The sequence below is a fragment of the Streptomyces sp. NPDC059649 genome, from assembly GCF_042734445.1.
Classification (GTDB): domain Bacteria; phylum Actinomycetota; class Actinomycetes; order Streptomycetales; family Streptomycetaceae; genus Streptomyces.
The window spans coordinates 44,663-67,592 of the sequence record NZ_JBHWDV010000014.1 but is presented as its reverse complement, the minus strand read 5'-3'; the positions used below and the strand labels follow the sequence as shown (position 1 = coordinate 67,592).

Annotated in this window: 23 protein-coding genes; 9 read left to right on the top strand and 14 right to left on the bottom strand. The window is 71.3% G+C overall.

All coding sequences use genetic code 11. The features are described from left to right. Positions 1–64 precede the first annotated feature (64 nt). The 5 genes from ACFV1J_RS17450 to ACFV1J_RS17430 all read right to left on the bottom strand — a co-directional run bounded on the left by ACFV1J_RS17450 (position 65) and on the right by ACFV1J_RS17430 (position 2,285). Complete coding sequence (locus tag ACFV1J_RS17450) at positions 65–469, bottom strand: hypothetical protein (RefSeq protein ID WP_385858929.1); 405 nt, start codon at positions 467–469, stop codon at positions 65–67. Further along, on the bottom strand, positions 466–1,071 hold the full coding sequence (locus tag ACFV1J_RS17445; RefSeq protein WP_385858927.1) for a hypothetical protein: 606 nt from the start codon (positions 1,069–1,071) through the stop codon (positions 466–468). Before ACFV1J_RS17445 ends, ACFV1J_RS17450 begins: the two co-directional genes overlap by 4 nt. Next, a complete protein-coding gene (locus ACFV1J_RS17440) occupies positions 1,064–1,504 on the bottom strand; it encodes a hypothetical protein (RefSeq protein ID WP_385858926.1) in 441 nt (146 codons plus the stop codon). Before ACFV1J_RS17440 ends, ACFV1J_RS17445 begins: the two co-directional genes overlap by 8 nt. 105 nt (positions 1,505–1,609) lie before the next feature. After that, positions 1,610–2,038, bottom strand: a complete 429-nt coding sequence (locus tag ACFV1J_RS17435; RefSeq protein WP_385858925.1) for a hypothetical protein — start codon at positions 2,036–2,038, stop codon at positions 1,610–1,612. A gap of 1 nt (position 2,039) precedes the next feature. Further along, entirely contained in the window at positions 2,040–2,285 is a 246-nt protein-coding gene (locus ACFV1J_RS17430; RefSeq protein WP_385858924.1) for a helix-turn-helix domain-containing protein, read from the bottom strand. A gap of 249 nt (positions 2,286–2,534) precedes the next feature. Between ACFV1J_RS17430 and ACFV1J_RS17425 the strand changes: the two genes are divergently transcribed. The 4 genes from ACFV1J_RS17425 to ACFV1J_RS17410 all read left to right on the top strand — a co-directional run bounded on the left by ACFV1J_RS17425 (position 2,535) and on the right by ACFV1J_RS17410 (position 6,803). Then, entirely contained in the window at positions 2,535–2,897 is a 363-nt protein-coding gene (locus ACFV1J_RS17425) for a hypothetical protein (RefSeq protein ID WP_385858923.1), read from the top strand. Positions 2,898–3,314: 417 nt separating this feature from the next. Then, positions 3,315–4,610, top strand: coding sequence for an integrase (locus tag ACFV1J_RS17420; protein ID WP_385858921.1), 1,296 nt, complete (start codon positions 3,315–3,317; stop codon positions 4,608–4,610). A 147-nt stretch (positions 4,611–4,757) separates the two neighbouring features. Then, positions 4,758–6,167, top strand: a complete 1,410-nt coding sequence (locus ACFV1J_RS17415) for an MFS transporter (protein WP_385858919.1) — start codon at positions 4,758–4,760, stop codon at positions 6,165–6,167. 258 nt (positions 6,168–6,425) lie between these two features. Beyond that, positions 6,426–6,803 carry an RNA polymerase-binding protein RbpA gene (locus ACFV1J_RS17410; RefSeq protein ID WP_026170122.1) on the top strand — a complete coding sequence of 126 codons (378 nt, stop codon included), beginning with the start codon at positions 6,426–6,428 and terminating at the stop codon, positions 6,801–6,803. A gap of 177 nt (positions 6,804–6,980) precedes the next feature. Here the strand turns inward: ACFV1J_RS17410 and fxsA are convergent, their stop codons facing one another. From fxsA to ACFV1J_RS17385, 5 genes are all read right to left on the bottom strand, one after another. Then, a complete protein-coding gene (fxsA, locus tag ACFV1J_RS17405; RefSeq protein WP_385858915.1) occupies positions 6,981–7,565 on the bottom strand; it encodes an FxsA family membrane protein in 585 nt (194 codons plus the stop codon). Positions 7,566–7,645: 80 nt separating this feature from the next. Beyond that, positions 7,646–8,401, bottom strand: a complete 756-nt coding sequence (locus ACFV1J_RS17400) for a polyprenol monophosphomannose synthase (protein ID WP_385858913.1) — start codon at positions 8,399–8,401, stop codon at positions 7,646–7,648. Next, complete coding sequence (gene lnt / locus ACFV1J_RS17395; RefSeq protein ID WP_385859211.1) at positions 8,398–10,074, bottom strand: apolipoprotein N-acyltransferase; 1,677 nt, start codon at positions 10,072–10,074, stop codon at positions 8,398–8,400. Before lnt ends, ACFV1J_RS17400 begins: the two co-directional genes overlap by 4 nt. Before the next feature lie 511 nt (positions 10,075–10,585). After that, positions 10,586–12,256 (bottom strand): amidohydrolase, encoded by a 1,671-nt coding sequence (locus ACFV1J_RS17390; RefSeq protein ID WP_385858911.1) that lies wholly within the window; start codon positions 12,254–12,256, stop codon positions 10,586–10,588. A gap of 66 nt (positions 12,257–12,322) precedes the next feature. Then, positions 12,323–12,763 (bottom strand): Lrp/AsnC family transcriptional regulator, encoded by a 441-nt coding sequence (locus ACFV1J_RS17385; RefSeq protein WP_030412641.1) that lies wholly within the window; start codon positions 12,761–12,763, stop codon positions 12,323–12,325. 208 nt (positions 12,764–12,971) lie between these two features. Here ACFV1J_RS17385 and ACFV1J_RS17380 point away from each other — a divergent pair, with 208 nt between their 5' ends. Continuing rightward, positions 12,972–13,397, top strand: coding sequence for a hypothetical protein (locus tag ACFV1J_RS17380; protein WP_385858909.1), 426 nt, complete (start codon positions 12,972–12,974; stop codon positions 13,395–13,397). Between the two features lie 85 nt (positions 13,398–13,482). Here ACFV1J_RS17380 and ACFV1J_RS17375 read toward each other — a convergent pair whose 3' ends face one another. The 3 genes from ACFV1J_RS17375 to ACFV1J_RS17365 form a co-directional block, all read right to left on the bottom strand. Next, entirely contained in the window at positions 13,483–14,625 is a 1,143-nt protein-coding gene (locus tag ACFV1J_RS17375; protein ID WP_385858907.1) for a phosphotransferase family protein, read from the bottom strand. Beyond that, a complete protein-coding gene (locus tag ACFV1J_RS17370) occupies positions 14,622–15,764 on the bottom strand; it encodes a hypothetical protein (protein WP_385858905.1) in 1,143 nt (380 codons plus the stop codon). Before ACFV1J_RS17370 ends, ACFV1J_RS17375 begins: the two co-directional genes overlap by 4 nt. A gap of 164 nt (positions 15,765–15,928) precedes the next feature. Then, positions 15,929–17,101 carry an acyl-CoA dehydrogenase family protein gene (locus ACFV1J_RS17365; protein WP_385858903.1) on the bottom strand — a complete coding sequence of 391 codons (1,173 nt, stop codon included), beginning with the start codon at positions 17,099–17,101 and terminating at the stop codon, positions 15,929–15,931. Positions 17,102–17,463: 362 nt separating this feature from the next. Here ACFV1J_RS17365 and ACFV1J_RS17360 point away from each other — a divergent pair, with 362 nt between their 5' ends. Further along, positions 17,464–18,747 carry a glycoside hydrolase family 18 protein gene (locus ACFV1J_RS17360; protein ID WP_385858901.1) on the top strand — a complete coding sequence of 428 codons (1,284 nt, stop codon included), beginning with the start codon at positions 17,464–17,466 and terminating at the stop codon, positions 18,745–18,747. 102 nt (positions 18,748–18,849) lie between these two features. On the opposite strand, the gene ACFV1J_RS17355 is transcribed toward ACFV1J_RS17360, so the two are convergent. Then, entirely contained in the window at positions 18,850–19,506 is a 657-nt protein-coding gene (locus tag ACFV1J_RS17355) for a TetR/AcrR family transcriptional regulator (protein ID WP_385858899.1), read from the bottom strand. A gap of 110 nt (positions 19,507–19,616) precedes the next feature. On the opposite strand from ACFV1J_RS17355, the gene ACFV1J_RS17350 reads away from it, so the two are divergent. The 3 genes from ACFV1J_RS17350 (at position 19,617) to adh (ending at position 22,753) form a co-directional block, all read left to right on the top strand. Then, positions 19,617–19,811 carry a hypothetical protein gene (locus ACFV1J_RS17350; protein WP_385858897.1) on the top strand — a complete coding sequence of 65 codons (195 nt, stop codon included), beginning with the start codon at positions 19,617–19,619 and terminating at the stop codon, positions 19,809–19,811. A gap of 3 nt (positions 19,812–19,814) precedes the next feature. Then, on the top strand, positions 19,815–21,161 hold the full coding sequence (locus tag ACFV1J_RS17345; RefSeq protein WP_385858895.1) for a GAF domain-containing protein: 1,347 nt from the start codon (positions 19,815–19,817) through the stop codon (positions 21,159–21,161). Positions 21,162–21,229: 68 nt separating this feature from the next. Next, positions 21,230–22,753, top strand: a complete 1,524-nt coding sequence (gene adh / locus ACFV1J_RS17340; RefSeq protein WP_385858893.1) for an aldehyde dehydrogenase — start codon at positions 21,230–21,232, stop codon at positions 22,751–22,753. The last annotated feature ends 177 nt before the right edge of the window (positions 22,754–22,930 follow it).

Here is a 22,930-nt window from a genome sequence, read left to right as displayed (position 1 = left end):
TGGCAACCGTGCATGCCACAGCGCTTCACGGTGCGCGCTGTCCGATAGCTGCGGAGTTCGAGGCTCACGACGCGCCCCCGTCCTCAGCATGGCCGTGCTGCTCCAACTCGGCAGTGAGCCGCGCGTTCTCGTTCTCCAGCTCGACGGCGATGCCGCGGGCCTGCTCCAACTGCTCCAGCAGCCACGGCACGTCCTCGCGGGCGTGGGCCATCAGCTCCCAGTCGTCCCGACTGAAATCACAGATCTCGCCGCGGTGAAAGTCGTAGTCACGGGGCTTCTCACCGGTGCGCTCGTACCGGTCAGTGGCTGCGGGCGTCGGCGTCGAGGTGTACACGCCGGTGACGCACATGCCGTGGCCGCAGGGGTAGTCGCCACCGCAGTCGCACGATTCGTAGCCGAGGCGGAACGGGCCTGGGGTGAGCTGCTTGGCGGCCGCGCGGGCCGCGATCTCGGTCAGGCGGTCGCTCATGCCGCCACCGCCTTGCGGGCGGCGTCGTACAGGTCGACGCCGTGGCGGATCGCGTGGCAGGAGTGCAGGAAGCCCGGCGTGTAGTCGCTGAAGTCCCACTCCGACAGGTCACCGAAGTCCCAGCCGTCGTAGCGGAAGTCCGCCAGCTCCGCGCGAGCCCCCGCCTCGTGGCTGATGTCGCCCAGTTCGAAGATCTCCCGGGTAACCTCGGCGCCGATGCCGCGCGGAGCCTCCCCCTCGCGGATGGAGTGGACGACGTACTGCTTCACTTGCCGCTCGAACAGGTCCGGGTCAAAGCCCTCGATCTCGTCGCGGCCGGCGCGGACCTTCTCCGACCAGTAGCCGGGGTTGATCTCGCCGGGGAACGCGGTGTTGCGGAACAGGTCGAACATGTCCGGGGTCGCGTCGATGTCGAAGTGGAACGTCCAACCTGACTTGACGACGAGGTTGTACGGCCACGTGATCAGCTCGAAGGTGTACTGGCGGTTCGGCCGCTCGAACCGCAGGTGCCGGTAGAGGCCGTCCTCGTGCAGGACATTCATCTTGTGCTGGGCTGTCTCGCGGGCGAACCGGGCCGCGATCTCCGGGTAGTCGTCAGCCACGGTCGGCCTCCTCGTCGGCGTCGATGCGGTCCTGGCAGTCCGGGCACAGGCCGGTGATGCGCCACTCCGCCTCGTACCGCGCGGCCTCGGCCTGGGAGCCGAAGACCCGGGTGTCGGCGATCTCCCCGAGGGGCCGACCGCAGCCGATCGGCGACATCAGGCAGCGGCCCTCACGCGCCGCCGTGGCAGGCAGGTCACCGCCAGACAGGGAGGCCAGCAGCTCGGAGGTCCCGCCGGCGAACTGGGCGGCGAACACCGGGTAGTCGGCGAGGGTGGACACCCGGTCGCCGTGCTCGGCGGCTAGGCGCATGAACGCCCGGTCCAGCGGGTCAGCGATGTGCCGGAGCTCGATCAGCGGCGTGCACGACGGCGCGGCCTTCTTGGCAGGAGGGGTGTCGGTTGCAGGTGCGGGAGATGAGATGATGGCGTTCATGACGCCTGCCCTTCTGGTTGGTGTGGGTGGTGCGTCTAGGCCCCGCTGCCGGTGTGTGAGAGCCCGGCTGGTGGGGCCGATTGCCGCCTAGGCGGCGCGGGAGGTTCAGCCCGTGAGGGCGAGCTCCAAGTGCCTCTCGTCGGTGGGCTTCTGCCGCTTACGGCTGGCCGGCTGCTTACTCGTCTCCGACTTCTGGGATGCGGACCTGCGGCGCGCGGCAGCCAGACGGGACGGCTTTGCCGGGACTCGGAGCATGTTCTGGATCTCCCGGAGCTCCCGGGGGCCGAAGCGCTTCGACTTGCCCATGTCGATGTACGGGAAGCCGTGCTTGTTGCACCCATCCAGGAGGAACCGGACGCCGCACCCCAGGGCGGCAGCGGCCTCCTTCGGGGTGAAAGTCAGGTCGCCGCTGTTGAACGACTCGATGGCGGCAGCCACGACGATCTCGCGCAGTTCGCCGGTGGTGAGGGCCTCGCGAACCGCCTTGACGATGGCCGGGTCTGCGGTCGTGGGGGTGTCCTCGGGACTAGGCATGTCACCTCTTCTCGTTGGGCTCCTCGTGGGGGATGAGGAGTTCGTCCTCGTCTGCGTGGAGCGTTTTGCGGAGTGCGGCGAACTTGGGTGGGCGCATCTGTTGCCGGGTGCCGGTTTCCAGCCGTTGCAGGTAACTGCGGCTGATCCCTGCTGCCTCTGCGGTCTCACGGATGCCGAGGCCCTGGCGCTTACGCGTCGCTCGTATCGCCGCCCCGTTCACCTGGAAGGTGGCTGGGGGTCTGTGCATGAAGAGACTGTACGAGTTCGCACTCGTAGAAACTAGCAGTACCACGCAGTAACATGCAGAAACTTGTAGATACTTTCGCGTTAAGCTTTGGCCAGAGTTAAGGCGGCGTGAAGGTTCCAGCCATAAGCTGGGTGTTCCTAGCTGTTCCTGCGAGTTCCTGGGACGATGTACGTCATGCCTCCCCCTACACGCGACAATGCGCTCCGCCGGCTCGCCGACCACGTCAGGCGTCGGCGCGTTGAGCTGGGCATGAACAAGATCGACGTGGCCAAGGCCGCGGACATCACGATCAACACCTTCATGAAGGTGGAAGACGCCAAGCCCGTCCGCGATCTCACTTACGGGAAGATCGAGACCGTGCTTCAGTGGGCCCCCGGCTCCTGTCATGAGGTGCTACGCGGCGGCGACCCGACCGTCGCCGAGAGGCTGACGGAGGGGGTTGTGTCCTCCCCCGTGACGAGCGACGACCTGGAAGGTGACGTCGAGCAGGCCGTCACCAACGCGGCGATCGCCGTGGCCGACGGCATGTCAGCGGCCGACATCCGCAAACTGAAACAGCGCGTAATCGACGAGCTGCGGCGACTTCGGCAGTCCCGAAATGTTGGGAACTGATCCCTCCATAGGTACAACCATTGCTTTTTTCCGGGCCGTTACCGTCATATGGCAGATCAACTTGCGCAAACCCGGTCACGAAAGTCGTTCAATGTGCGACTATCAGTAGCCACTTGGGAGGTCCCTCGTCCCGGAAGGGGGGACCATGCACGACATGGTCACCGCAGATCACGGACCGAACTTCCACGCGCTCCGGGGTCTGGTCGATGGCAAGCTCGTGTGCATAGTGACGCCAAGAGCCCTGCACGACGCGACCGAGCGTCGCATCGTGCGGGACCTGGTGAGGCGTCAGGGAGGAGACTGCGGTGAGTGCCGTGCCTGCATAGTGGGACGACACGACGACTAGCAGTCCACGTGGCGGCCACGGCAGCGGCCTTCGGGTCCTGCCGGGCCACCGCGAAGAACGCCGAAGGAATCATGATGCCGTATGTCGAGTGGCGGGGCTCGAAGTGCCGAGTCAGATGGGACACCGGCAAGGTTCATCCAGAGACCGGCAAGAAGCTCTACGACAGCAAATCCGGGTTCACTGACGAGGCAAAAGCCTACGAGTACGGCCTAGATCGCGAGTCGGACGTCCGCAACGACCGCTACGTCAGCAGCAGCGACGGAAACGTGCCGTTCGACGCCTGGGCGAAGTTGTGGCTGAACAATCTGGATCTTGCCGATACCAGCTTCATCACCTATGAGTCGATCATTAAGGCTCAGCTGATCCCACATTGGGGAGAGACCCCCCTCCGGAAGATCACTACAACCCGCTATCAGCAGTGGGCAAAGATGATCCGCGCTGAACGATCGGCCAGTTACGCATCCAGCATCTTGGGGGTCTTCGGACTACTCATGCGCGACGCCGTCGACCATAAGCCCCCCCTCATCCCAGAGACGCCGGTGCCCCGCCCAGATCGTCGGCGGGGCCGGTATGAGCCTCCCGAGGAAGTCGAGCGGCTGACTCCAGCCCCTGAGCAGGTGCTCCAGCTCGCCGTGAACTCCTATGACATCTGGGGCTTCACTGGTTACGTCTTCGTCCTCACCAAGGCCTTTACAGGGATGCGGCTGCGTGAGATGTACGGCCTGAGACGGGAGTTCGCCTCACCCACCTGGCCGAGGTCCGACCCGGACCGGAAACGACGCACGCCGAAGCTCCTGGCTCGCTACGCGGACATGCCGGCGCTGCGCGTGCAGTGGCAGCACCAGTACGCCAGGGGCAAGCCGACGCTGCAGATGCCCAAGTACGGGTCCCGGCGCAACCTGGTAATCCCCCCGTTCCTGCACGCGCTGCATGTCCAGCTGCTGGAGGGACACGGCAGCGAATGGGTCTTTCCGTCCAGCACGGGTGGCCATCTACTGGGGACGAGGTTCTATCCGTGCTACTGGCGCCCTGCGGTGGACGGGGTGGAGGAACGCTCGGGCCGGTGGGCGAGGACCGCTGTGCGGGCGGTGGAGGGCCTTGAGGGGATGGTTCCTCATGGCCTGCGTCATGCCCATAAGCACTGGCTCGACGAGGACGGGCACAGCAGAGTCGCGTCCGAGGAGCGACTGGGGCATCGACTGCAGGGCGTGGAGGGTACGTACTCGAAGGTGACGGTGCCGATGGAGCACCGTATCGTCGAGGCGTTGCAGGAGCGGTGGGAGAAGTTGATGGGAGACGAGGTGGAGGTAGAAGCGGCCCGCAGAATACTTCGAGAGCGTCGCTTCTCCCAGGAGTCTCCCATTTGATCTTGCAGGGGGCTGTTCTTCCAGCTCATGGCGATGCTGAAGTAGGCGTCACTTAATCGACCACATAGAGACGCTGCGGACGGTGCTGACCGAGCGGGGGAGCTGGGTCTGACGCCCCCGTACCGTCCCGGTGGAAACGGGGACGGTATGACGGGGGTGGGCGTGCACAGCGCTGAGGCCGTGACCGGGGGCGTCGACGAGACGGCCGCCCGGCGCCGCGAGCAACGCGGCTGGTACTGGTACGACTGGGCGAACAGCGTCTACTCGACGAGTGTGCTCACGGTCTTCCTGGGCCCCTACCTGACGTCGGTGGCCAGGGCCGCGGCCGGCCCGGACGGCTTCGTGCATCCGCTGGGCATCCCGGTGCGTGCCGGTTCCTTCTACGCCTACACGGTGTCGGTGTCACTGCTGGTGTCGGTGCTGGTCATGCCGCTGGCCGGGGCGCTGGCCGACCGGACCGGCCGCAAGAAGCCACTGCTGGGCGGTTGCGCGTACATCGGCGCCGCGGCGACCACCGGGATGTTCTTCCTGGGGGGTGACCGCTATCTGCTGGGCGGGGCGCTGCTGGTCGTCGCGAACGTCGGGTTCGTGGTGTCGTCGATGCTCTACAACTCCTTCCTCCCGCAGATCGCGACGCCCGACGAACGGGACGCGGTGTCCTCGCGGGGCTGGGCGTTCGGCTACGCCTCCGGGGCGCTGGTGCTCGTCGCGGACCTCGTCCTCTACGGCGCGCACGATTCCTTCGGTGTCTCCGAGGGCACCGCGGTACGGATCTGTCTGGCGTCGGCGGGGCTGTGGTGGGGCGCGTTCTCGCTGATCCCGCTGCGGCGGCTGCGCGACCGGCGGGCGGCTGCGGCCCCCGGCTCCGGCCCCGGCCCCGGTCCCGGCCTCACGGAGAGGAGCGGCGGCTCGCTCGGCCAGGGTTGGCGCCAGCTGCGGGGAACGCTGCGCGATATGCGCCGCCACCCGCTCACGCTGTCGTTCCTGCTGGCCTACCTCATCTACAACGACGGCGTGCAGACGGTGATCACCCAGGCGTCGGTCTTCGGCTCCGAGGAGCTCGGGCTGGACCAGACGACGCTGATCATGGCGGTCCTCCTGGTGCAGGTGCTGGCCGCCGCGGGCGCCCTGTTGATGGGCCGGCTGGCCCGGCGGTACGGTGCCCGGCGGACGATCCTGGGCTCGCTGGCGGCCTGGACGGTGACGGTCACGGCCGGCTGCTTCCTGCCTGCGCGGGCACCGGTGTGGTTCTTCGCGCTGGCCGCCGGCATCGGGCTGGTCCTGGGCGGCAGCCAGGCGCTGTCCCGGTCGCTGTTCTCGCATCTGGTCCCGCGCGGCAAGGAGGCGGAGTACTTTTCCGCGTACGAGTTGAGCGACCGCGGGGTGAGCTGGCTGGGGCCGCTGGTGTTCGGGGTGGCCTACCAGTTGTCCGGGAGCTACCGGGCCGCCATCGTGTCCCTGGCGGCCTTCTTCGTGATCGGGTTCGTCCTGCTGGCGAGGGTGCCGGTCAGGCGGGCGATCGCGGCGGCCGGGAACCCGATACCTGACCGGATTTAGCCCCAGGGCGTGCGGGCCGGTAGTATACGCCTTTGGCTCACCAGGCGGACCGTTACTGCGCGCTCAAGCATGGAAGGCGCTGGGTGACATCTGCTGCCAGATGTGACAAACCGGGCGCCGGTGGGTACAACAAGGGGCGGCACGACGGGCGACGCACATGTCCCGAATACGGGAATCTTCACCGCCGACCGGACGTTGACCGGATGACGACGACAGCGACACCTGTCCTGTGGGCGACAAGCCCGGGAGGCACGATTCATGAGTGAGCGAGCTCTCCGCGGCACGCGCCTCGTGGTGACCAGCTACGAGACCGACCGCGGCATCGACCTGGCCCCGCGCCAGGCGGTGGAGTACGCATGCCAGAACGGACATCGATTTGAGATGCCGTTCTCGGTTGAGGCCGAGATTCCGCCGGAGTGGGAGTGCAAGGTGTGCGGTGCGCCCTCGCTTCTGGTGGATGGCGACGGCCCTGAGGAAAAGAAGGGTAAGCCCGCGCGTACGCACTGGGACATGCTCATGGAGCGGCGCACCCGCGAGGAGCTGGAGGAGGTGCTGGCCGAACGGCTGGCGGTCCTTCGTTCCGGCACCATGAACATCGCGGTGCACCCGCGCGACAGCAACCGCAAGTCCGCCTGACGGCACGACCTGCGGCCGCAACACCAGCACGTAAGGGCCGGGGCCACTGCGCAACTGCAGTGGCCCCGGCCCTTGGCGTTCCCCGGCATGCGCCGGTCGGCTCCTCGGGCGATCGGCTCCCCGGGCGATCGGCTCCCCGGCCGGTCGGCGGCGCCGGTCGCCGTCAGCCGGTCGCCGTCAGCCGGTCAGCGGCGGGTCCTGGCGGCGCGGGGGCGACGGCTCGTCGTCGCGGATGACCTCGCCCTGGACGACCTTGCCGTCCGGCCGGTGCATCCGGGCCTGCTGGAACGCGTCACCGAACGACCCCGGAGTGTAGGAGACCGGCTGGTTCAGCAGCTTCTCGGCCCGCCGCCGGATCAGCCGGCCGGTCGGCGGGAAGAGGCAGAGCAGCCCCAGGACATCGGAGACCAGCCCGGGGATCATCAGCAGCAGACCGCCGGCCATCGGCAGCGTATTGCCGCCACCCTGGCGGTCGTTGCCCGGCGACGCCGGCTGCGCGGCGGCCGGATCGGCGCCCGCCCGCAGGCCCTCGGTGAGGTTCTGCCAGGCGCGGCGGCCGGCCCGCTTGATCACGTACCCGCCGGCGACCACCCCGGCGACCAGCAGCAGGAAGACGGTCAGACCGTTGGTGGCCCCGGCGACCAGGGTCAGCAGCCAGATCTCCAGCACCATCCAGACGGCGATGCCCAAGGGGACGAACCTGCGGGCGCGCGAGCGCTGGGGCGGGCGGGTACTCGGCGGGGGCATGGCTCCGAACGTCATGCCTCAAGTGTGCCTGGCGGGTCCCGCCGGACCGCCCCCGGACGACGGGAACGGATCAGGTACGGACGCGGGCGCCGGGCTCAGCGGCGGCGGAGCTTGTCCACCCGGGAGCCGACACCCCAGGCGGTCACCCGCCACAGCGCCTCCACGACGATGTCCCGGCTCATCTTGCTGTCGCCGTGCTCCCGTTCGACGAAGGTGATCGGCACCTCGACGACGTGGTAGCCGGCCTGCACGGCGCGCCGCGCGAGGTCGACCTGGAAGCAGTAGCCCTGGGAGGCCACCTCGTCGAGCCCGAGCCCTTCGAGGGTCTCCGCGCGGAAGGCGCGGTAGCCGCCGGTGATGTCGCGCAGCGGCAGGTCCAGCACCAGCCGGGAGTACGTGCTGCCGCCGCGGGAGATGAACTGGCGGTACTTGGGCCAGTTGACGGTCCGGCCGCCGGGCACCCAGCGCGAGCCGAGGACCAGATCGGCGCCCTTGAGGGCGGTCAGCAGCCGGGGCAGTTCCTCGGGCTGGTGCGAGCCGTCGGCGTCCATCTCGACGAGCACGCCGTAGCCGTTGTCGATGCCCCAGCGGAAGCCGGCCAGGTAGGCGGCGCCGAGCCCTTCCTTGCCCTTGCGGTGCAGGACGTGCACCTGCTCGTCCTCGGCGGCCAGTTCGTCGGCCAGCTTGCCGGTCCCGTCCGGGCTGTTGTCGTCCGCGACGAGGACGTGCGCCTCGGGGACGGCGGCCCGCAGCCGCGAGACGACCGGCTTGATGTTCTCCGCCTCGTTGTACGTCGGGATGATCACCAAGGTGGTGCCGAGCGGACCGTACCGCCGCTGACCGTCTGTCACTGCTGCCCCTTCTCGTCCTTCGTACGCCCGCGCCGGCCGCCGATCACCGCGGCGGCACAGGACAGAAGGCCCACGATAGCGAGCACCCATTCAGGTGCGGCGCCGACGCGGTCGGCGAGCGTCGTTTCGTCGCGCAGAGGAATGCGGGCGGAGACCACGCCCTGGGTGAATTCCGGGATCCGGTGGGTGACCGTGCCGTCCGGGGCGACCACCGCGCTGATCCCGCTGGTGGCCGCGGTGACCACCGCGCGGCCGTGCTCGACGGCGCGCAGCTTGGACATCGCCAGTTGCTGCTCGGGCTGGCCGGTGCGCCCGTAGGTGGCGTTGTTGGTCTGGATGACCAGGGCCCGGGCGCCGGCGCCGACGGTGTCGTGCACGATCTCGTCGTAGGCGACCTCGAAGCAGATGACGTCGCCGAGTCTGGCCGGGCCGACGTGCAGCAGACCGGTGTGGTCACCGGGGTAGAAGTCGCGGGGCACCCGCTGGAAGCGCGTGATGATCTTGCTGAGCTGCTCCCGGAACGGTACGTACTCGCCGAACGGCACCGGGTGCTGCTTGGTGTACGAGGCACCCGGTCCCTTCTTCGGGTCCCAGACGATGCCCTCGTTGAAGACGTACCCCTTCTTGGACGGATGGTCCACCAGGGCGCCCACGAGCACGGGCACGCCGATCGCCTTGACCGCCTCGTCGATCCGGTCGTACGCCTGCGGGTACTGGAACGGGTCGAGGTCGGAGGAGTTCTCCGGCCAGATGACCAGGTCCGGCTTCTTCGCGCGGCCGGCCTTGATGTCGGCGGCGAGCTTCTCGGTGGCCGTGGCGTGGTTGTCGAGGATCTTCATGGGGCGGCCCAGGAAGTCCATCCCGGCCTGCTGGACGTTGCCCTGGACGACGGCGATGTCGACGGTGTCGTCGGCCTTCGTGGGGACCGGCACCAGCACCCCGGCCGCGGTGATGGCGGCGGCCAGGCCGAACGCCTCCAGCGCCGGCACCGCCCGGCGCACCGAGGCGTTGCCGCGCAGGCCCCACAGGGTGGCGGCGCAGGCCGCCAGCAGCGTGCCGGCCAGCGCGACCGCGAAGGTCACCAGCGGGGCGCCGCCGAGCGCGGCGAGCGGGGTGAACGGCGAGCCGGTGTTGGCGAAGGCCAGCCGGCCCCAGGGGAAGCCGCCGAACGGCAGCCGGTCGCGGGCCCATTCCTCGGCGACCCACAGGCAGGCGCCCCACAACGGCCAGGCCGGCAGCCGGGAGGTGCGCGCGAGCCCGGCACCGAGCAGTGCCACGAAGAGCGCCTCGGCGATCGAGAGGCCCACCACCGCGTCCCAGCCGACCACGTGCAGCCACTTGAGCAGGATCAGGAAGAACGGCAGCCCGAAGACGAGGCCGGTCCAGGCGCCCTGGCGGGCGGTCCGGCCGCGGGTCAGCAGCGCCAGCGCGGCCACCGCCACCGGCGACAGCGGCCACAGGTCGTACGGCGGGAAGGCCAGGCCCAGCGCGACGCCGGAGACGACCGCGAGGCCGGAGCGCAGCGCCTCCCGGCGGGCCAGGGAGAGCAGGCGGCGGGCCCGTCCCGGGCGTGCGGGGGCGGCGACCGGGGCGTCGGCCGCGGTGGGCGGCACCGCGCCGCCGGGCGAGCGGCCGCGCACGGCTTCTTGGGTGGTGTCGGAACCCGACGGCACGGTCACGGGCCTTCCTGCAGCAGGTCATGCGTATGTGAGCTGACCGTACATCGGATGACCGGAATCGTGGGTGCGGGGTGCGCACAACGTGAAGAACACGGAAACGGGTGCGGATCGGGGCCCGGGCGCCCTTCGGGCCGACCTGGGACCCGCTGGCTGCGGGTCGACCGAGAGCCGTTGTCTACTGAGCGTCCGGGCCCCACCCGGGTCGCACCTGCCGACCAGCCGAAACCCTCCGTCGCCCCGTACCGCTGGTGCTGGACCTGGCTCCCAGTGGCGGAGTGCCGGTGGCGCACCGCCCCATGGCCCAGCTGCGTTCGACGACTACGCGGAAGTCTCCCGGTCGGACGTCCTGTGGTGGACTCGGCCGAACCTACCGGCCGCCGACCGCCTGCTGTCAACAGGTGCTCCGCCTGCGTCGTTTTCGCGTCGCCCCAGGTCAGCAACGAGCGGCCCCTGATGAGGCAAGTAGCGGCAAGCGCGGGCCGCGAGGGGACCTGCCCGCCCGATGTCACTCGTTCGGCGGCCCGAAGACCGTGCGGCCGCCGACGACCGTGCGCAGGCACACCGGGAGGTCCCGGCCCGGCGTGAGATCGGGCAGGCCGGGGGTGCCGGAGCGGGGGTCGGTGGACCAGCGCTCCACCCGCTCGTCGGGCGCCTGGACGATCAGCTCGCCGGTGCGCCAGACCGCGTAGTCGGCGGGCGCGCCGGGCACCAGGACGCCCGCGTCGTCCCGGCCGATGGCCCGCCAGCCGCCCCGGGTGTGGGCGGTGAAGGCAGCGCGGGCGGAGATGCCGTGGGCGGGGGTGCGGTGGAAGACCGCGGCGCGCACGGTGCCCCAGGGGTCGAGCGCGGTGACCGGGCTGTCGGAGCCCAGGGCGAGCGGCACACCGGCCTTGAGCAGCGCCGCGTACGGGTTGAGGGTGGCGGCCCGCTCGGCGCCCAGGCGGGCGGCGTACATCCCGTCGGGGCCGCCCCAGGCCGCGTCGAAGGCGGGCTGGACGGAGGCGGTGAGGGCCAGTTCGGCGAAGCCGGCGAGGGTGGCGTCGGTGAGCATTTCGGCGTGTTCGACGCGGTGCCGGGCGGCCCGGATCCGGTCCGTGCCCACCCGCTCGGCGGCGGCCCGCACGCCGTCGACGACGCTGGTCAGGGCGGCGTCACCGATGGCGTGGAAGCCGGCCTGCAGTCCGGCCTCGGTGCAGGCGGCGACGTGGGCGGCGACCGCGTCGGCGTCGAGCTGCGCGGTGCCGGTGTGGGCGGCGTCCGCGTACGGGGCGTGCAGATGGGCGGTGTGCGAGCCGAGCGAGCCGTCGGCGAACAGGTCGCCCGCGGCGCCGATCGCGCCGAGCTCGCGGATCCGCTCGGCGCCCTTTGCGGATGCGACCACCTCGGCCCAGTAGCCGACCACGCGGGGGCCGGTCCCCTGCCGGGCGAGGGCGAGCAGTGCGGTGAAGTCCTCCTCTCCGGAGATCTCCGGGCCGGCGCATTCGTGGATGCTGCCGATGCCGAGTGCGGCGGCTCGGGCCAGGGTGGCGGCCTGGGCCTCGGCGCGCTGGGCGGGGGTGACGGTGGCGAAGGCGGCGCGGCGGAGGGCGTGGTGGGCGTCGCCGGTCAGCGGGGCGTCCGCGCGGAACCCGGAGCGGTCGCGGATACCGGGGACCAGGTCCAGCAGGGCGGTGGTGACGACCGCGGAGTGCACGTCGACCCGGGTGAGGTAGAGCGGCCGGCCGCCGGTGGCCGCGTCCAGTTCGGCGCGGGACGGCGGGCGGCCCTCGGGCCAGGCGCTGGCGTCCCAGCCGTGCCCGAGCAGGATCCGGTCCGCGGGGCGGGCGTCGGCGTAGGCCCGGACCCGGGCCAGCGCGTCGGCGAGCGAGGTGGCGCCGAGCAGATCGAGGCCGGTGAGGGCGAGCCCGGTGGCCGTGGTGTGCACATGTGCGTCCGTGAACGCCGGGGTGACCAGTGCCCCGTCCAGCTGGACGACCTCGTCGACGCCGTCGGCGAAGGAGTCGGCCGCGCCCTCCTCACCGACCCAGGCGATGCGGTCGCCCTCCACGATCATCGCGGTGGCGAACGGGTCGGCGGGGCTGTGCACCTCGCCGCCGCGCAGCAGGACGGTGCGGGGCTCGACCGGACGGGACGAGGCCGGCCGGGCGGTCTCCGGATCGGGGGTGTGCTCGCTCATACCGGACAGTCTGGCCCCTGCGCGGACACGCTCCGCACGCAGGGGGCGCCCCGGGGTGCCGTCCGGTCAGATGCGCGGCGGACGGGACTCGTACGGGGTGGACAGCACGACGGTGGTGCGGGTCGAGACACCGGCGAGCGTGCGGATGCGGGTGAGCAGGTGTTCCAGTTCGAGCGGGGCGGCGACCCGGACCTTGAGGATGTAGTTCTCGTCGCCAGCGACGCTGTGGCAGGCCTCCAGCTCGGGGACCTCGGCGAGCCGGTCGGCGATGTCGTCGGGGGCGCTGGGGTCGAAGGGTTTGACCGAGATGAAGGCGGTGAGCGGCAGGCCCACGGCTTCCGGGTCCACGATCGCGGCATAGCCGCGGATCACACCGCGCTGCTCCAGGCGGCGCACCCGCTGGTGCACCGCCGAGGTGGACAGGCCGGTGGCCTTGCCCAGGTCGGTGTAGCTCATCCGCCCGTCCTTGACGAGCAGATCCACGATTTGTCGGTCCAACTCCTCCACCCACTCAACCTACTGTGCGCGGGCGCGTATGCGCATCGCGCGCCGGATCGTGGACACTCTCGCGACCCCTCGTGTGACCAATGCCACAGGGGTGAACCCGTGTCCGTGGGGCGGTCGCGATTATGCGCGCGGCATGAAGGGAATTGCTGGTGGTGGCCAGGACCGCCCGTCAAGGAAGTCAGCGGTCCCCGCGGCCCACCCGAGGGGGATGGACATCATGGGACGCCTTCAGCAGGACTCCGCCGCCGCGAACATCGGCGCCCAGGAGGGCGACAGTTCCGGCCGCACCGGCGACGACGATGCGTACGACGCCTTCGACACCTTCGAGATCTACCGGGTGACCTGCCCCGACTGCCTGCAGCCGATCGCGCTGCTGGCGGACGAGGACACCCTCCCGGAGCACGCGCTGTGCCCGACGCCGTGGAACCCGTTCGGGCTGACGGTGTGCCAGGGTTCGGGCCGTCCGGCGGCCGACGCCCCGGAGACCGAGGACACCCTGGACGCCCAGGAGCAGGACGCGGCGGTGCTGCTCACCCTGCCGGAGACCCTGGACTGGCGCCGCCAGCCGTTCTCGCACATCGGCGGGCCCGGCACCCGTCCGCTGCAGGTGCCGCAGATGCGCCGCAGCGCCTGAACGTCCCGTCCGCGGCCGTACGGCGGCCGCGACGGTCCTCGTACGCATACGGGAGCCGGGACCCGGGGCATGGGCCGTCAGCGGCTCACCAGTAGCGGCCCTCGATCATCGCCTCCAGGGTGTCCCGGTGGAGGATCAGCGCGTCGGCGTCCTCCGGTACCGGCACCTCCCCGAAGTGCACCTGGCGGTAGGCCACCCTCAGCATCACGACGGCGTGCCGCAGGGCCGCGTAGAGGGTGTGGAATTCCATGTCGCGCGGGGTGTGCCCGGTGAGCCGGGCGTAGCGGCTCTCGACCGCGTCCCGGCGCAGGAATCCGGGCAGTCCCCGTTGGCCGCCGCGTTCCGTGAGGTCCTGGAAGAAGCGGTGGAGGTAGATCATCCAGCCCAGGTCCAGTTCGCGCGGGCCGAGCGCGGCCATTTCCCAGTCGAGTACGGCGGCGGGCTCGAAACCGTCGTAGACGATATTGCCGATCCGGGCGTCGCCCCAGGTCAGGACGGTCTCGCCGGGGTCGGCGGGCCAGAGGTCGGCGAGCCGTGCGAAGCCGCGCTCGATCAGCGGTGAGCGCGGCTTGTCCGCAACCACCCATGCGTAATAGGCGCGTTGGGCCTCGACGTGCCGGTGCAGGGCGCTCCCCGTTCCGGTGCCGGCCAGGAAGCCGGCCTCGTGGAGCGGGACTTGATCGTGGAGCCGGGCGAGCACGTCGACGCTGGCGGCCTCCAGCCGGTCGCGTTCGGCGTCGGTGGCCGCGGTCAGCCAACTCCCCTCGTACGTATAGGGCATGACGTCCGGCGGCACCCGGCCGTCGGCCCGGGCCATGACGAAGAACGGGGCGCCGAGGTGTGCCGGGTCCTCCTCCAGCCAGAGGGTGCGGGGCACGGGGAGATCGGTGTGCGCGGCGACCAGCCGCATCGTGCGGTACTGACGGGCCATGTCGTAGCGCGGGAAGACGGTGTACGCGGCCGGGTCGGCGGCCAGCCGCAGCGCGCAGGAGAGCGGGGTCCCGCCCTGCTCGGGCGCGGTCGAGAGCTCGGGGGACGGGGCGTCGGGGTGCCCGGTGTCGCACTCGATGTCGAAGAGGAGGGTCTCGCTGGACATGCCGTTGGAGCCGGGGACGCTGGTGTGGGTGGCGCGGGCGCCGGGGAGCCGGGTGCCGAGCCAGGCGGTGAGCCGGGCGGCGAGCTCGTCGGGGTCGCGGGTGGTGGTGCGGGGCCGGGGCGCGGTGCTCATCGGTCCGCCTCCGGGGCCACCGCGGTGTGGTCGGCGAAGCCGCTGGGGTCGTGGCGTCCGAAGCTGCCGTGTTCGAAGATCCCGTATCCGGTGCGGCCGTCGAGGGTGAAGCGGGCGGCGTGGTCGGTGACGCCGTAGGCGGCACGGGGGTGTGCCGCGGGGTCCTTGAGGTCGTGGACGCGGCGGTCGGTCCAGCCGCGGCCGCGCCAGGTGCCGTGCTGCCAGTCGTCCTCGGGGTCGGCGGGAGGGTAGCCGGCGCCGACGGCCAGGGGTGAGGAGGTGAGGATCTCGGCGGTGAGTGCCAGGGGTTCGCGGGCGGGGCCGGTGAGGTGGAGGACCGCGCGTTCGGGGTGCCGGGTGCCGGGGCGGTAGGTGATCTCCGGGTGGGGCCAGCCGAGTTGGACGTCGGGGCGGTCCGGGCGGACCACCCGCGCCTCGTTCAGGGTGCGGTACCCGTCGGCGTCCTCCTGGACGATGACCATGACGAACCGGTCGTCGAAGCGGACCGGGCACCAGATCCAGTGGAAGCCCTCGGTCCGCAGCTCCTCCCCGGCCCGTCCGGGGTCCTCGCCGGGGATCGGCCGGACGCCCCAGCTGCGGTCGCGGGTCCCGGTCCACTCCCCCGCCGTGACCGCGATCTCCTCCCCGGCGACGCGGATGCGGCCGGTGCAGGTGCCGGCCTGGACGAACCGCCGGGCCTCCAGCATCAGCCGGTCACCCCGGTACTGCGTGTGGTGCGGTTCCCAGGTCGCCGGGAAGGCCGCGGTCCAGGTCAGGTCGTACGCCAGGCCGTCCGGGTCGCCGGGGTCCGCGGCGCAGGTCAGCCGGAGCCGGGCGAGCGGCTCCTCGACGGTGATCGTGAGGGGGCCGACGGTGAGCGCCATCCGGTCGTCGGTGAGCGCGTCCGAGGCCCGTACGGCGTGCAGCCGGTCGCCGAGGCGGAGGGTGGCGTAGGCGTCGATGACGCCGGTGTTGGGGTAGACCCCGAGGCCGGCGATCAGCAGGGCCCGGCCCGAGTGGTCCAGGACGTGGAAGATGCACCGGTCGTAGGCGTTGCGGTCGCCGGTGGCGACGTGCCGCAGGGACAGCGGGACCTGGTGGATCGGGTACTCGTCGAGCGCGATCGGTCGGTCGGGCACTTCTCCTCCTGGGCGCTCGGGCAGGCCGGGGCACCGCCCGGACCCGGGGGCCGCGGCCGGGAGTTGACGGTACGTCAGCTCGGCGCGGACGGCCAGACCACGGCCGGGAGGAGAGGTGCCGGAGGGGCCGGGCGGGCCGGGTGTGCCGGCCCGCCCGGTGGGGATCAGCGGCCTTCCGGGCCCGCGAGGTGGCGGGCGATGACCATGCGCTGGATCTGGTTGGTGCCCTCGACGATCTGGAGGACCTTGGCCTCGCGCATATAGCGCTCGACCGGGAAGTCGAGGGTGTAGCCGTAGCCGCCGAGGAGCTGGACGGCGTCGGTGGTGACCCGCATCGCGGTGTCGGTGCAGAAGAGCTTGGCCATCGCCGCCTCCTTGGAGAACGGCAGACCGGCGTCGCGCAGCCGGGCGGCGGTGAGGTAGAGCGCCCGGCCGGCCTCGATCTGGGTGGCCATGTCGGCCAGCATGAACCGCAGACCCTGGAAGTCCACCAGGGGGCGGCCGAACTGCCGGCGCTCGGCGGTGTACGAGAGCGCCTCGTCCAGCGCCGCCTGGGCGACACCGACGGCGCAGGCGGCGATGCCCAGGCGGCCGGAGTCCAGGGCGGACAGCGCGATGGCGAAGCCCTGGCCCTCGTCGCCGAGGCGGCGGGCGTCGGGCACGCGGACGCCGTCGAAGTGCAGCTGGGCGGTCGGGGAGCCCTTCATGCCCATCTTGCGCTCGGGGGCCGCGGCGCTCAGGCCCGCGGCGTCACCGGGGACCAGGAAGGCGGTGATGCCGTGGGCGCCGCTGCCGCCGGTGCGGGCCAGGACGGTGTAGAAGTCGGCCACGCCGCCGTGGGTGGTCCACGCCTTGGTGCCGTTCAGGGTCCAGACGTCGCCGTCCCGCTCGGCGCGGGTGGTCAGCGAGGCGGCGTCGGAGCCGGAGGACGGCTCGGAGAGGCAGTAGGCGCCCAGCAGGCCGCCGCCGAGCATGGCGGGGAGGTGTTCGGCCCGCTGTTCCTTCGTGCCGTAGCCGGCCAGGGCGTGGCAGGCGAGGGTGTGCACGCTGACGCCGAGGCCCACGGTGAGGCGGGCGGCCGCGAGCTCCTCGACGACCTGGAGGTAGACCTCGTAGGGCTGGCCGCCCCCGCCGAATTCCTCGTCGTAGGGCAGCGAGAGCAGTCCCGATTCCGACAGCAGCCGGAAGGTCTCACGGGGGAAGCGGCCGGCGTCCTCCTCCTCGGCGGCGGTCGGCCTGATCTCGCGCTCGGCGAGCTCTCGCACGAGCGTCATCAGGTCGCGGGCTTCCTCCGTGGGCAGCCTGCGGTCCACCGGCCGGGGGCCGTACTCGGTCATGGCGGCGCTCTCCTCCCTGTCGGGCGCTGCGGCGACGCACGCGGGGTGGGCGGCGGCGCCGTTTCCGTAGTGCCAGGCCGATGATCGCTTTCCGGGTCTCGGAACGCGATGACCTGCGGCTGTGGCGCTAGGAGTATGCCCGATCGGCGGCCCCGCGTCACGGGTTGATCAACAGCGGGTACGGGTTCCGGCCCGTTACCCGGACGCACCGCGGGGCCGCTACCGGCCGCCGGTGAAATTGGTCCGAACCATTGACGCACTGGTCTAGTCCTTCTACCTTCTCCTCAACGCTCAACGCGTTCATGCCAATTCGGAACGCAGGTCATCAACGCTTCCCCCTCGCCCCCCTCCGAGGAGACGACATGCTCAGACCGCACCGGATGCGATCGCCACGCCGGCTGATCGCCGCCGCCACCGCGCTGTGTACCGCGGCACTGGCCGGCACCCTGCTCGCCGGGCCCGCCTCGGCCCACCCGGCGGGCACCTCCGCCGCCCCGCACCCCTCCGCGGCCGCCGTCCCCACGGCGAAGCCGGCCGCGGCGGGCGACAAGGTGGTCGGCTACTTCACCAACTGGGGTGTCTACGACCGCAATTACCACGTCAAGAACATCGAGACGTCGGGGTCGGCGGCCAAGCTGACGCACATCAACTACGCCTTCGGCAACGTCCAGGGCGGCAGGTGCGCGGTAGGTGACTCCTACGCCGACTACGACAAGGCCTACACCGCCGACCAGAGCGTCGACGGCAAGGCGGACACCTGGGACGCCGGTGCGCTGCGCGGCAGCTTCAACCAGCTCCGGAAGCTCAAGAAGCTGCACCCGAACCTCAAGGTGATCTGGTCCTTCGGCGGCTGGACCTGGTCCGGTGGCTTCGGCGAGGCCGCCAAGAACCCGGCCGCCTTCGCCCAGTCCTGCTACGACCTGGTCGAGGACCCGCGCTGGGCGGACGTCTTCGACGGCATCGACATCGACTGGGAGTACCCCAACGCCTGCGGTCTGACCTGCGACACCAGCGGGAAGGGCGCCTTCACCGGCGTCATGAAGGCGCTGCGGGAGAAGTTCGGCCGGACCAACCTGGTGACCGCGGCGATCACCGCGGACGCCTCGGCCGGCGGCAAGCTGGAGGCCGCCGACTACGCCGGCGCGGCCCAGTACGTCGACTGGTACAACCCGATGACGTACGACTACTTCGGTGCCTGGGACGCCAAGGGCCCCACCGCCCCGCACTCCCCGCTCACCTCGTACAACGGCATCCCCAAGGCCGGTTTCAACACCACCGACACCATCGCCAAGCTGAAGGGCCTCGGGGTGCCGGCGAACAAGCTGCTGCTGGGCATCGGCTTCTACGGCCGCGGCTGGTCGGGCGTCACCCAGGACGCGCCGGGCGGTACCGCGACCGGTGCGGCGCCGGGCAAGTACGAGGCCGGCATCGACGACTACAAGGTGCTCAAGAGCCGCTGCCCGGCCACCGGCAAGGTGGGCGGCACCGCCTACGCCAAGTGCGGTGACCAGTGGTGGAGTTACGACACCCCGGAGACCATCGGGACCAAGATGGCCTTCAAGAACGCCCAGGGCCTGGGCGGCACGTTCTTCTGGGAACTGAGCGGTGACACCTCCAACGGCGAGTTGATCAAGGCCATCAACTAGCCGACGGCGCAAGGCCCCGGACGGGCGGGAGGTGGCGGCCTCCCGCCCGTCCGGCATGCCGCGGGATGCCTCCGCCCGTCCGGGCTTGCCGCCCCGCCGGTCTCAGGCGGGCGGACGCGGCGGCGCCGGGCAGGCCGGTTCGAACTCCTCGATCAGCCGGAGGGTGTCCGCCAGCCCGCGCACCAGCAGCGTCACCACCGTCTCGCGGGGCACCTCCTGCTCCGCGATCCAGTCCAGGGTGACGCCCTCGACGCTGGAGAGCCAGCCGGTCAGCGCGGTGCGGGCGAGCGGCGGGATGTCGGTACGGCCCCAGGCGCCGCGCGCGAGGGTGCCGAGCAGCCGGGCGCGCACCGTGTCGCGGAGCGCCATGACCTCGGCGTCGAAGCCGACCCCGCCGGTGACGATGGCGCGGTAGGCGGCCTGGTGGTGCTGGGCGTAGCGCAGATATCCGTCGACGGTGCGCCGGACGCGTTCGACGGGCGGCAGGTCATGGGTGGCGCCGGCCCGCTCGACCAGCTCGGCCACCGCGTCCTCGATGATCGCGAGGTAATAGCCGCGCTTGTTCGTGAAGTAGTAGTAGATCAGGCCCTTGGCGACCCCCGCCTGGCGGGCGATGTCATCCATCGACAGCGCGTCGTAGGAGGTGTCGGCGAACAACTTCCGCCCGGTGGCTATCAGTTCGGCACGGCGCGCCTGCGAGCGCGCGGTGCCACGAGCAGCCGGGGAGCCGCTCGCTCCGCACTGTCGACCCTTGTTCAAGATTCGCCCTAGTCTCCAACTGCCAAGATTTCCAGGCAGTATGACAGAGCGTCATGATCCGCGGCCGGCTTCCGGGTGCCGGCGGCCCGGTGGAGGCGAGGGGGCGGCGGATGAAGGCGGCGTCCCTGACCGACCACCGCCTCACCACCCGGGACCGCACCGTCTCGGAGCTGATCACCGCGGACGGGCTGCGGCCGCGGGCCGGGTCCGTCCCCGTACACCTGAGCGACGGCGCGGGGTTTACGGTTCCGTTCCGGCCGAGCACCATCGGCACGTACGGTGCAGGAGCCGCTGCGGAGAGGTGACGCGTGGTCAACCCCTGGCTGGCGATGGAGGCCGGTGCCGATCCGGTGGAGCGCATCCGCACGGTGCGCCGGGCCCACGCCGCGTTCCTGGCCGACGGGACCGTCGCGCCGCCGGTCCGCCGGGTCGTCGCCGAGTCCTGGCGCCGGTCCGCGCAGGCGCGGGCCGCGTGGGACGGCGCCGCGCCGATCGAGCTGGACGAGGCGGCGCTGCGGGCCCACCGCGAGAGCCATCCGCTGGCCCGCGCGCTGCCGGTCTTCCGGGACCTGCTGGGCAGCTTCGCGCAGGACGGGGCGCATCTGCTGGCCGTCTGCGACCAGCAGGGGCGGCTGCTGTGGGTGGAGGGACACCGCGGGGTGCGGCGCAGCGCCGAGCGGATGAACTTCGTCGTCGGCGCGCGCTGGGACGAGCCGCACGCCGGCACCAACGCGCCCGGCACCGCGCTCGCCGCCGATCACGCCGTGCAGATCTTCGCCGCCGAGCACTACAACCGGCAGGTGCAGCGCTGGACCTGCGCCGCCGCGCCGCTGCACGATCCGCGGACCGGGCGGCTGCTGGGCGCGGTGGACATCACCGGCGGCGACCATCTGGCGAGCCCGCACAGCCTGGCCCTGGTGCAGGCCACCGCCCGGGCCGCGGAGGCCCATCTCGCGGCCGGCGCGCCGGAACCCGGCGTCTGTCTGTCCGTACTCGGCCGGGACGAGGCGCTGCTGGTCGTCGACGGCCGGCGGCTGCGGCTCGGGCGCCGGCACAGCGAGATCGTGCTGCTGCTGGCCCGTCACCCGGCGGGCCTGACGGGTGATCAGCTCGCCGTGCAGCTCTACGGCGAACGGGAGATGCGCCCGGTGACGCTGCGCGCCGAGCTGTCCCGGCTTCGGCAGCTGGTCGGCGGGCTGCTGCACTCGCGTCCGTACCGGCTGAGCCGGCCGGTGGAGACCGACCTCGGCACGGTCGAGGACCGGCTGGCGGCCGGCGACCCGTGGTCCGCGCTGGACGGCTACGGCGGTCCGCTGCTGCCGTCGTCGGAGGCGCCCGGTGTGCGGCGGCTGCGGGAGGCGCTCGCGGACCGGCTGCGCGCCGCCCTGCTCGCCGCGCGCGATCCGGAGCTGCTGGGCGCGTGGTCCCGTACGCCGTGGGGCGAGGACGACCTGGAGGTCTGGGAGGCCCTGGTGGACGCGCTGCCGGAGCGGTCACCGGCCCGTGGCGTACCGCGCGCCACCGCGGACCGGCTGCGGGCCGCGTACGGCCTGACCGGCGGCGCGACGCCCGACCCGTACGGCCTGACCCGCGGCGCGGCGCCCGCCCCGGCCGCCGCGCGCGTCGCAACGTTCCGGCAACCTCCGCGCCCCTAGGGTGCGCCCATCGCCCGCCGCACGGGAGCGGCGGGCAGCAGCGCCGAGAGTGATGGGGAGGCCGCCTCATGGCCCGTTATGCCAGCCCGGGTTCCGCCGATGCCGTGATGAGCTATCTGCCGCGTTACGACCACTGGATCGGCGGCGAGTTCGTGGCGCCGGCATCGGGCCGGTACTTCGAGAATCCGACGCCGGTCAACGGAGCACCGTTCACCGAGATCGCCCGGGGCACCGCCGAGGACGTGGAGCGGGCGCTGGACGCCGCGCACGCGGCCGCGCCCGGCTGGGCCCGTACCCCGGCCGCCGAGCGCGCCGGGGTCCTCCTCCGCATCGCCGACCGGATGGAGGCGAACCTCGAAGCGCTCGCGGTCGCCGAGAGCTGGGAGAACGGCAAGCCGGTACGCGAGTCCCTGGCGGCCGACATCCCCCTCGCGGTCGACCACTTCCGCTACTTCGCGGGGGCGCTGCGGGCCCAGGAGGGCTCACTGTCGGAGATCGACGAGGACACCGTCGCCTACCACTTCCACGAGCCGCTCGGCGTGGTCGCCCAGATCATCCCGTGGAACTTCCCGATCCTGATGGCCGCCTGGAAGCTCGCCCCGGCGCTCGCGGCCGGGAACGCGGTCGTCATCAAGCCGGCCGAACAGACCCCCGCCTCCCTCCACTTCTGGATGAGCCTGGTCGCGGACCTGCTGCCGCCCGGTGTGGTCAACATCGTCAACGGCTTCGGCGTCGAGGCCGGCAAGCCGCTGGCGTCCAGCCCCCGGGTCGCCAAGATCGCCTTCACCGGCGAGACCACCACCGGCCGGCTGATCATGCAGTACGCCTCCGAGAACCTGCGCCCGGTGACCCTCGAACTGGGCGGCAAGAGCCCCAACATCTTCTTCGACGACGTCTCCGCCACCGCGGACGACTTCCTCGACAAGGCGCTGGAGGGCTTCACCATGTTCGCCCTCAACCAGGGCGAGGTGTGCACCTGCCCCTCCCGCGCCCTGATCCAGCGCGGCCACTACGACGACTTCCTGGCGGCCGGCGTGGCCCGTACGGAGAAGATCGTCCAGGGCCACCCGCTGGACACCGACACCATGATCGGCGCCCAGGCGTCCAACGACCAGCTCGAAAAGATCCTCTCCTACCTGGACATCGGCCAGAAGGAAGGCGCCCGCATCCTGACCGGCGGCACCCGCGCCGAACTCGGCGGCGAACTGGAGGGCGGCTACTACGTCCGCCCCACCGTCTTCGAGGGCAACAACGACATGCGGGTCTTCCAGGAGGAGATCTTCGGCCCGGTCGTCGCGGTGGCCCCCTTCGCCGACTTCGACGACGCCATCGGCATCGCCAACGACACCCTCTACGGCCTCGGCGCCGGCGTCTGGACCCGCGACGGCTCCACCGCCTACCGCGCCGGCCGCGCCATCCAGGCCGGCCGCGTCTGGACCAACTGCTACCACGCCTACCCGGCCCACGCCGCCTTCGGCGGCTACAAACAGTCCGGCATCGGCCGCGAAACCCACAAGATGATGCTGGACCACTACCAGCAGACGAAGAACCTGTTGGTCTCGTACTCGCCGAAGAAGCTGGGGTTCTTCTAAGCGGTCGGGGAGAGGCGCCTGACCTGGCTTATGCCGGTCAGGCGCCTTTTGCTCGGCCTCTTCGTGGGTGCGGCGTCTTTGACTGTGGCGTGGGTTACATGCCGACCGCGGGATGAGGGCAGAGCCGCGCGGCCTACGTATTGCCCTTGCGGAGAGGAAGAAGAGAAACCCGCCACC

Excerpts from the sequence above, each read along its gene's own strand:
- ACFV1J_RS17450 (WP_385858929.1), bottom strand. The coding sequence starts at position 469 with ATGAGCGACCGCCTGACCGAGATCGCGGCCCGCGCGGCCGCCAAGCAG.
- ACFV1J_RS17440 (WP_385858926.1), bottom strand. The coding sequence starts at position 1,504 with ATGAACGCCATCATCTCATCTCCCGCACCTGCAACCGACACCCCTCCT.
- ACFV1J_RS17435 (WP_385858925.1), bottom strand. The coding sequence starts at position 2,038 with ATGCCTAGTCCCGAGGACACCCCCACGACCGCAGACCCGGCCATCGTC.
- ACFV1J_RS17430 (WP_385858924.1), bottom strand. The coding sequence starts at position 2,285 with ATGCACAGACCCCCAGCCACCTTCCAGGTGAACGGGGCGGCGATACGA.
- ACFV1J_RS17425 (WP_385858923.1), top strand. The coding sequence starts at position 2,535 with ATGAACAAGATCGACGTGGCCAAGGCCGCGGACATCACGATCAACACC.
- ACFV1J_RS17420 (WP_385858921.1), top strand. The coding sequence starts at position 3,315 with ATGATGCCGTATGTCGAGTGGCGGGGCTCGAAGTGCCGAGTCAGATGG.
- ACFV1J_RS17415 (WP_385858919.1), top strand. The coding sequence starts at position 4,758 with ATGACGGGGGTGGGCGTGCACAGCGCTGAGGCCGTGACCGGGGGCGTC.
- ACFV1J_RS17410 (WP_026170122.1), top strand. The coding sequence starts at position 6,426 with ATGAGTGAGCGAGCTCTCCGCGGCACGCGCCTCGTGGTGACCAGCTAC.
- fxsA (WP_385858915.1), bottom strand. The coding sequence starts at position 7,565 with ATGACGTTCGGAGCCATGCCCCCGCCGAGTACCCGCCCGCCCCAGCGC.
- ACFV1J_RS17390 (WP_385858911.1), bottom strand. The coding sequence starts at position 12,256 with ATGAGCGAGCACACCCCCGATCCGGAGACCGCCCGGCCGGCCTCGTCC.
- ACFV1J_RS17380 (WP_385858909.1), top strand. The coding sequence starts at position 12,972 with ATGGACATCATGGGACGCCTTCAGCAGGACTCCGCCGCCGCGAACATC.
- ACFV1J_RS17375 (WP_385858907.1), bottom strand. The coding sequence starts at position 14,625 with ATGAGCACCGCGCCCCGGCCCCGCACCACCACCCGCGACCCCGACGAG.
- ACFV1J_RS17365 (WP_385858903.1), bottom strand. The coding sequence starts at position 17,101 with ATGACCGAGTACGGCCCCCGGCCGGTGGACCGCAGGCTGCCCACGGAG.
- ACFV1J_RS17360 (WP_385858901.1), top strand. The coding sequence starts at position 17,464 with ATGCTCAGACCGCACCGGATGCGATCGCCACGCCGGCTGATCGCCGCC.
- ACFV1J_RS17350 (WP_385858897.1), top strand. The coding sequence starts at position 19,617 with ATGAAGGCGGCGTCCCTGACCGACCACCGCCTCACCACCCGGGACCGC.
- adh (WP_385858893.1), top strand. The coding sequence starts at position 21,230 with ATGGCCCGTTATGCCAGCCCGGGTTCCGCCGATGCCGTGATGAGCTAT.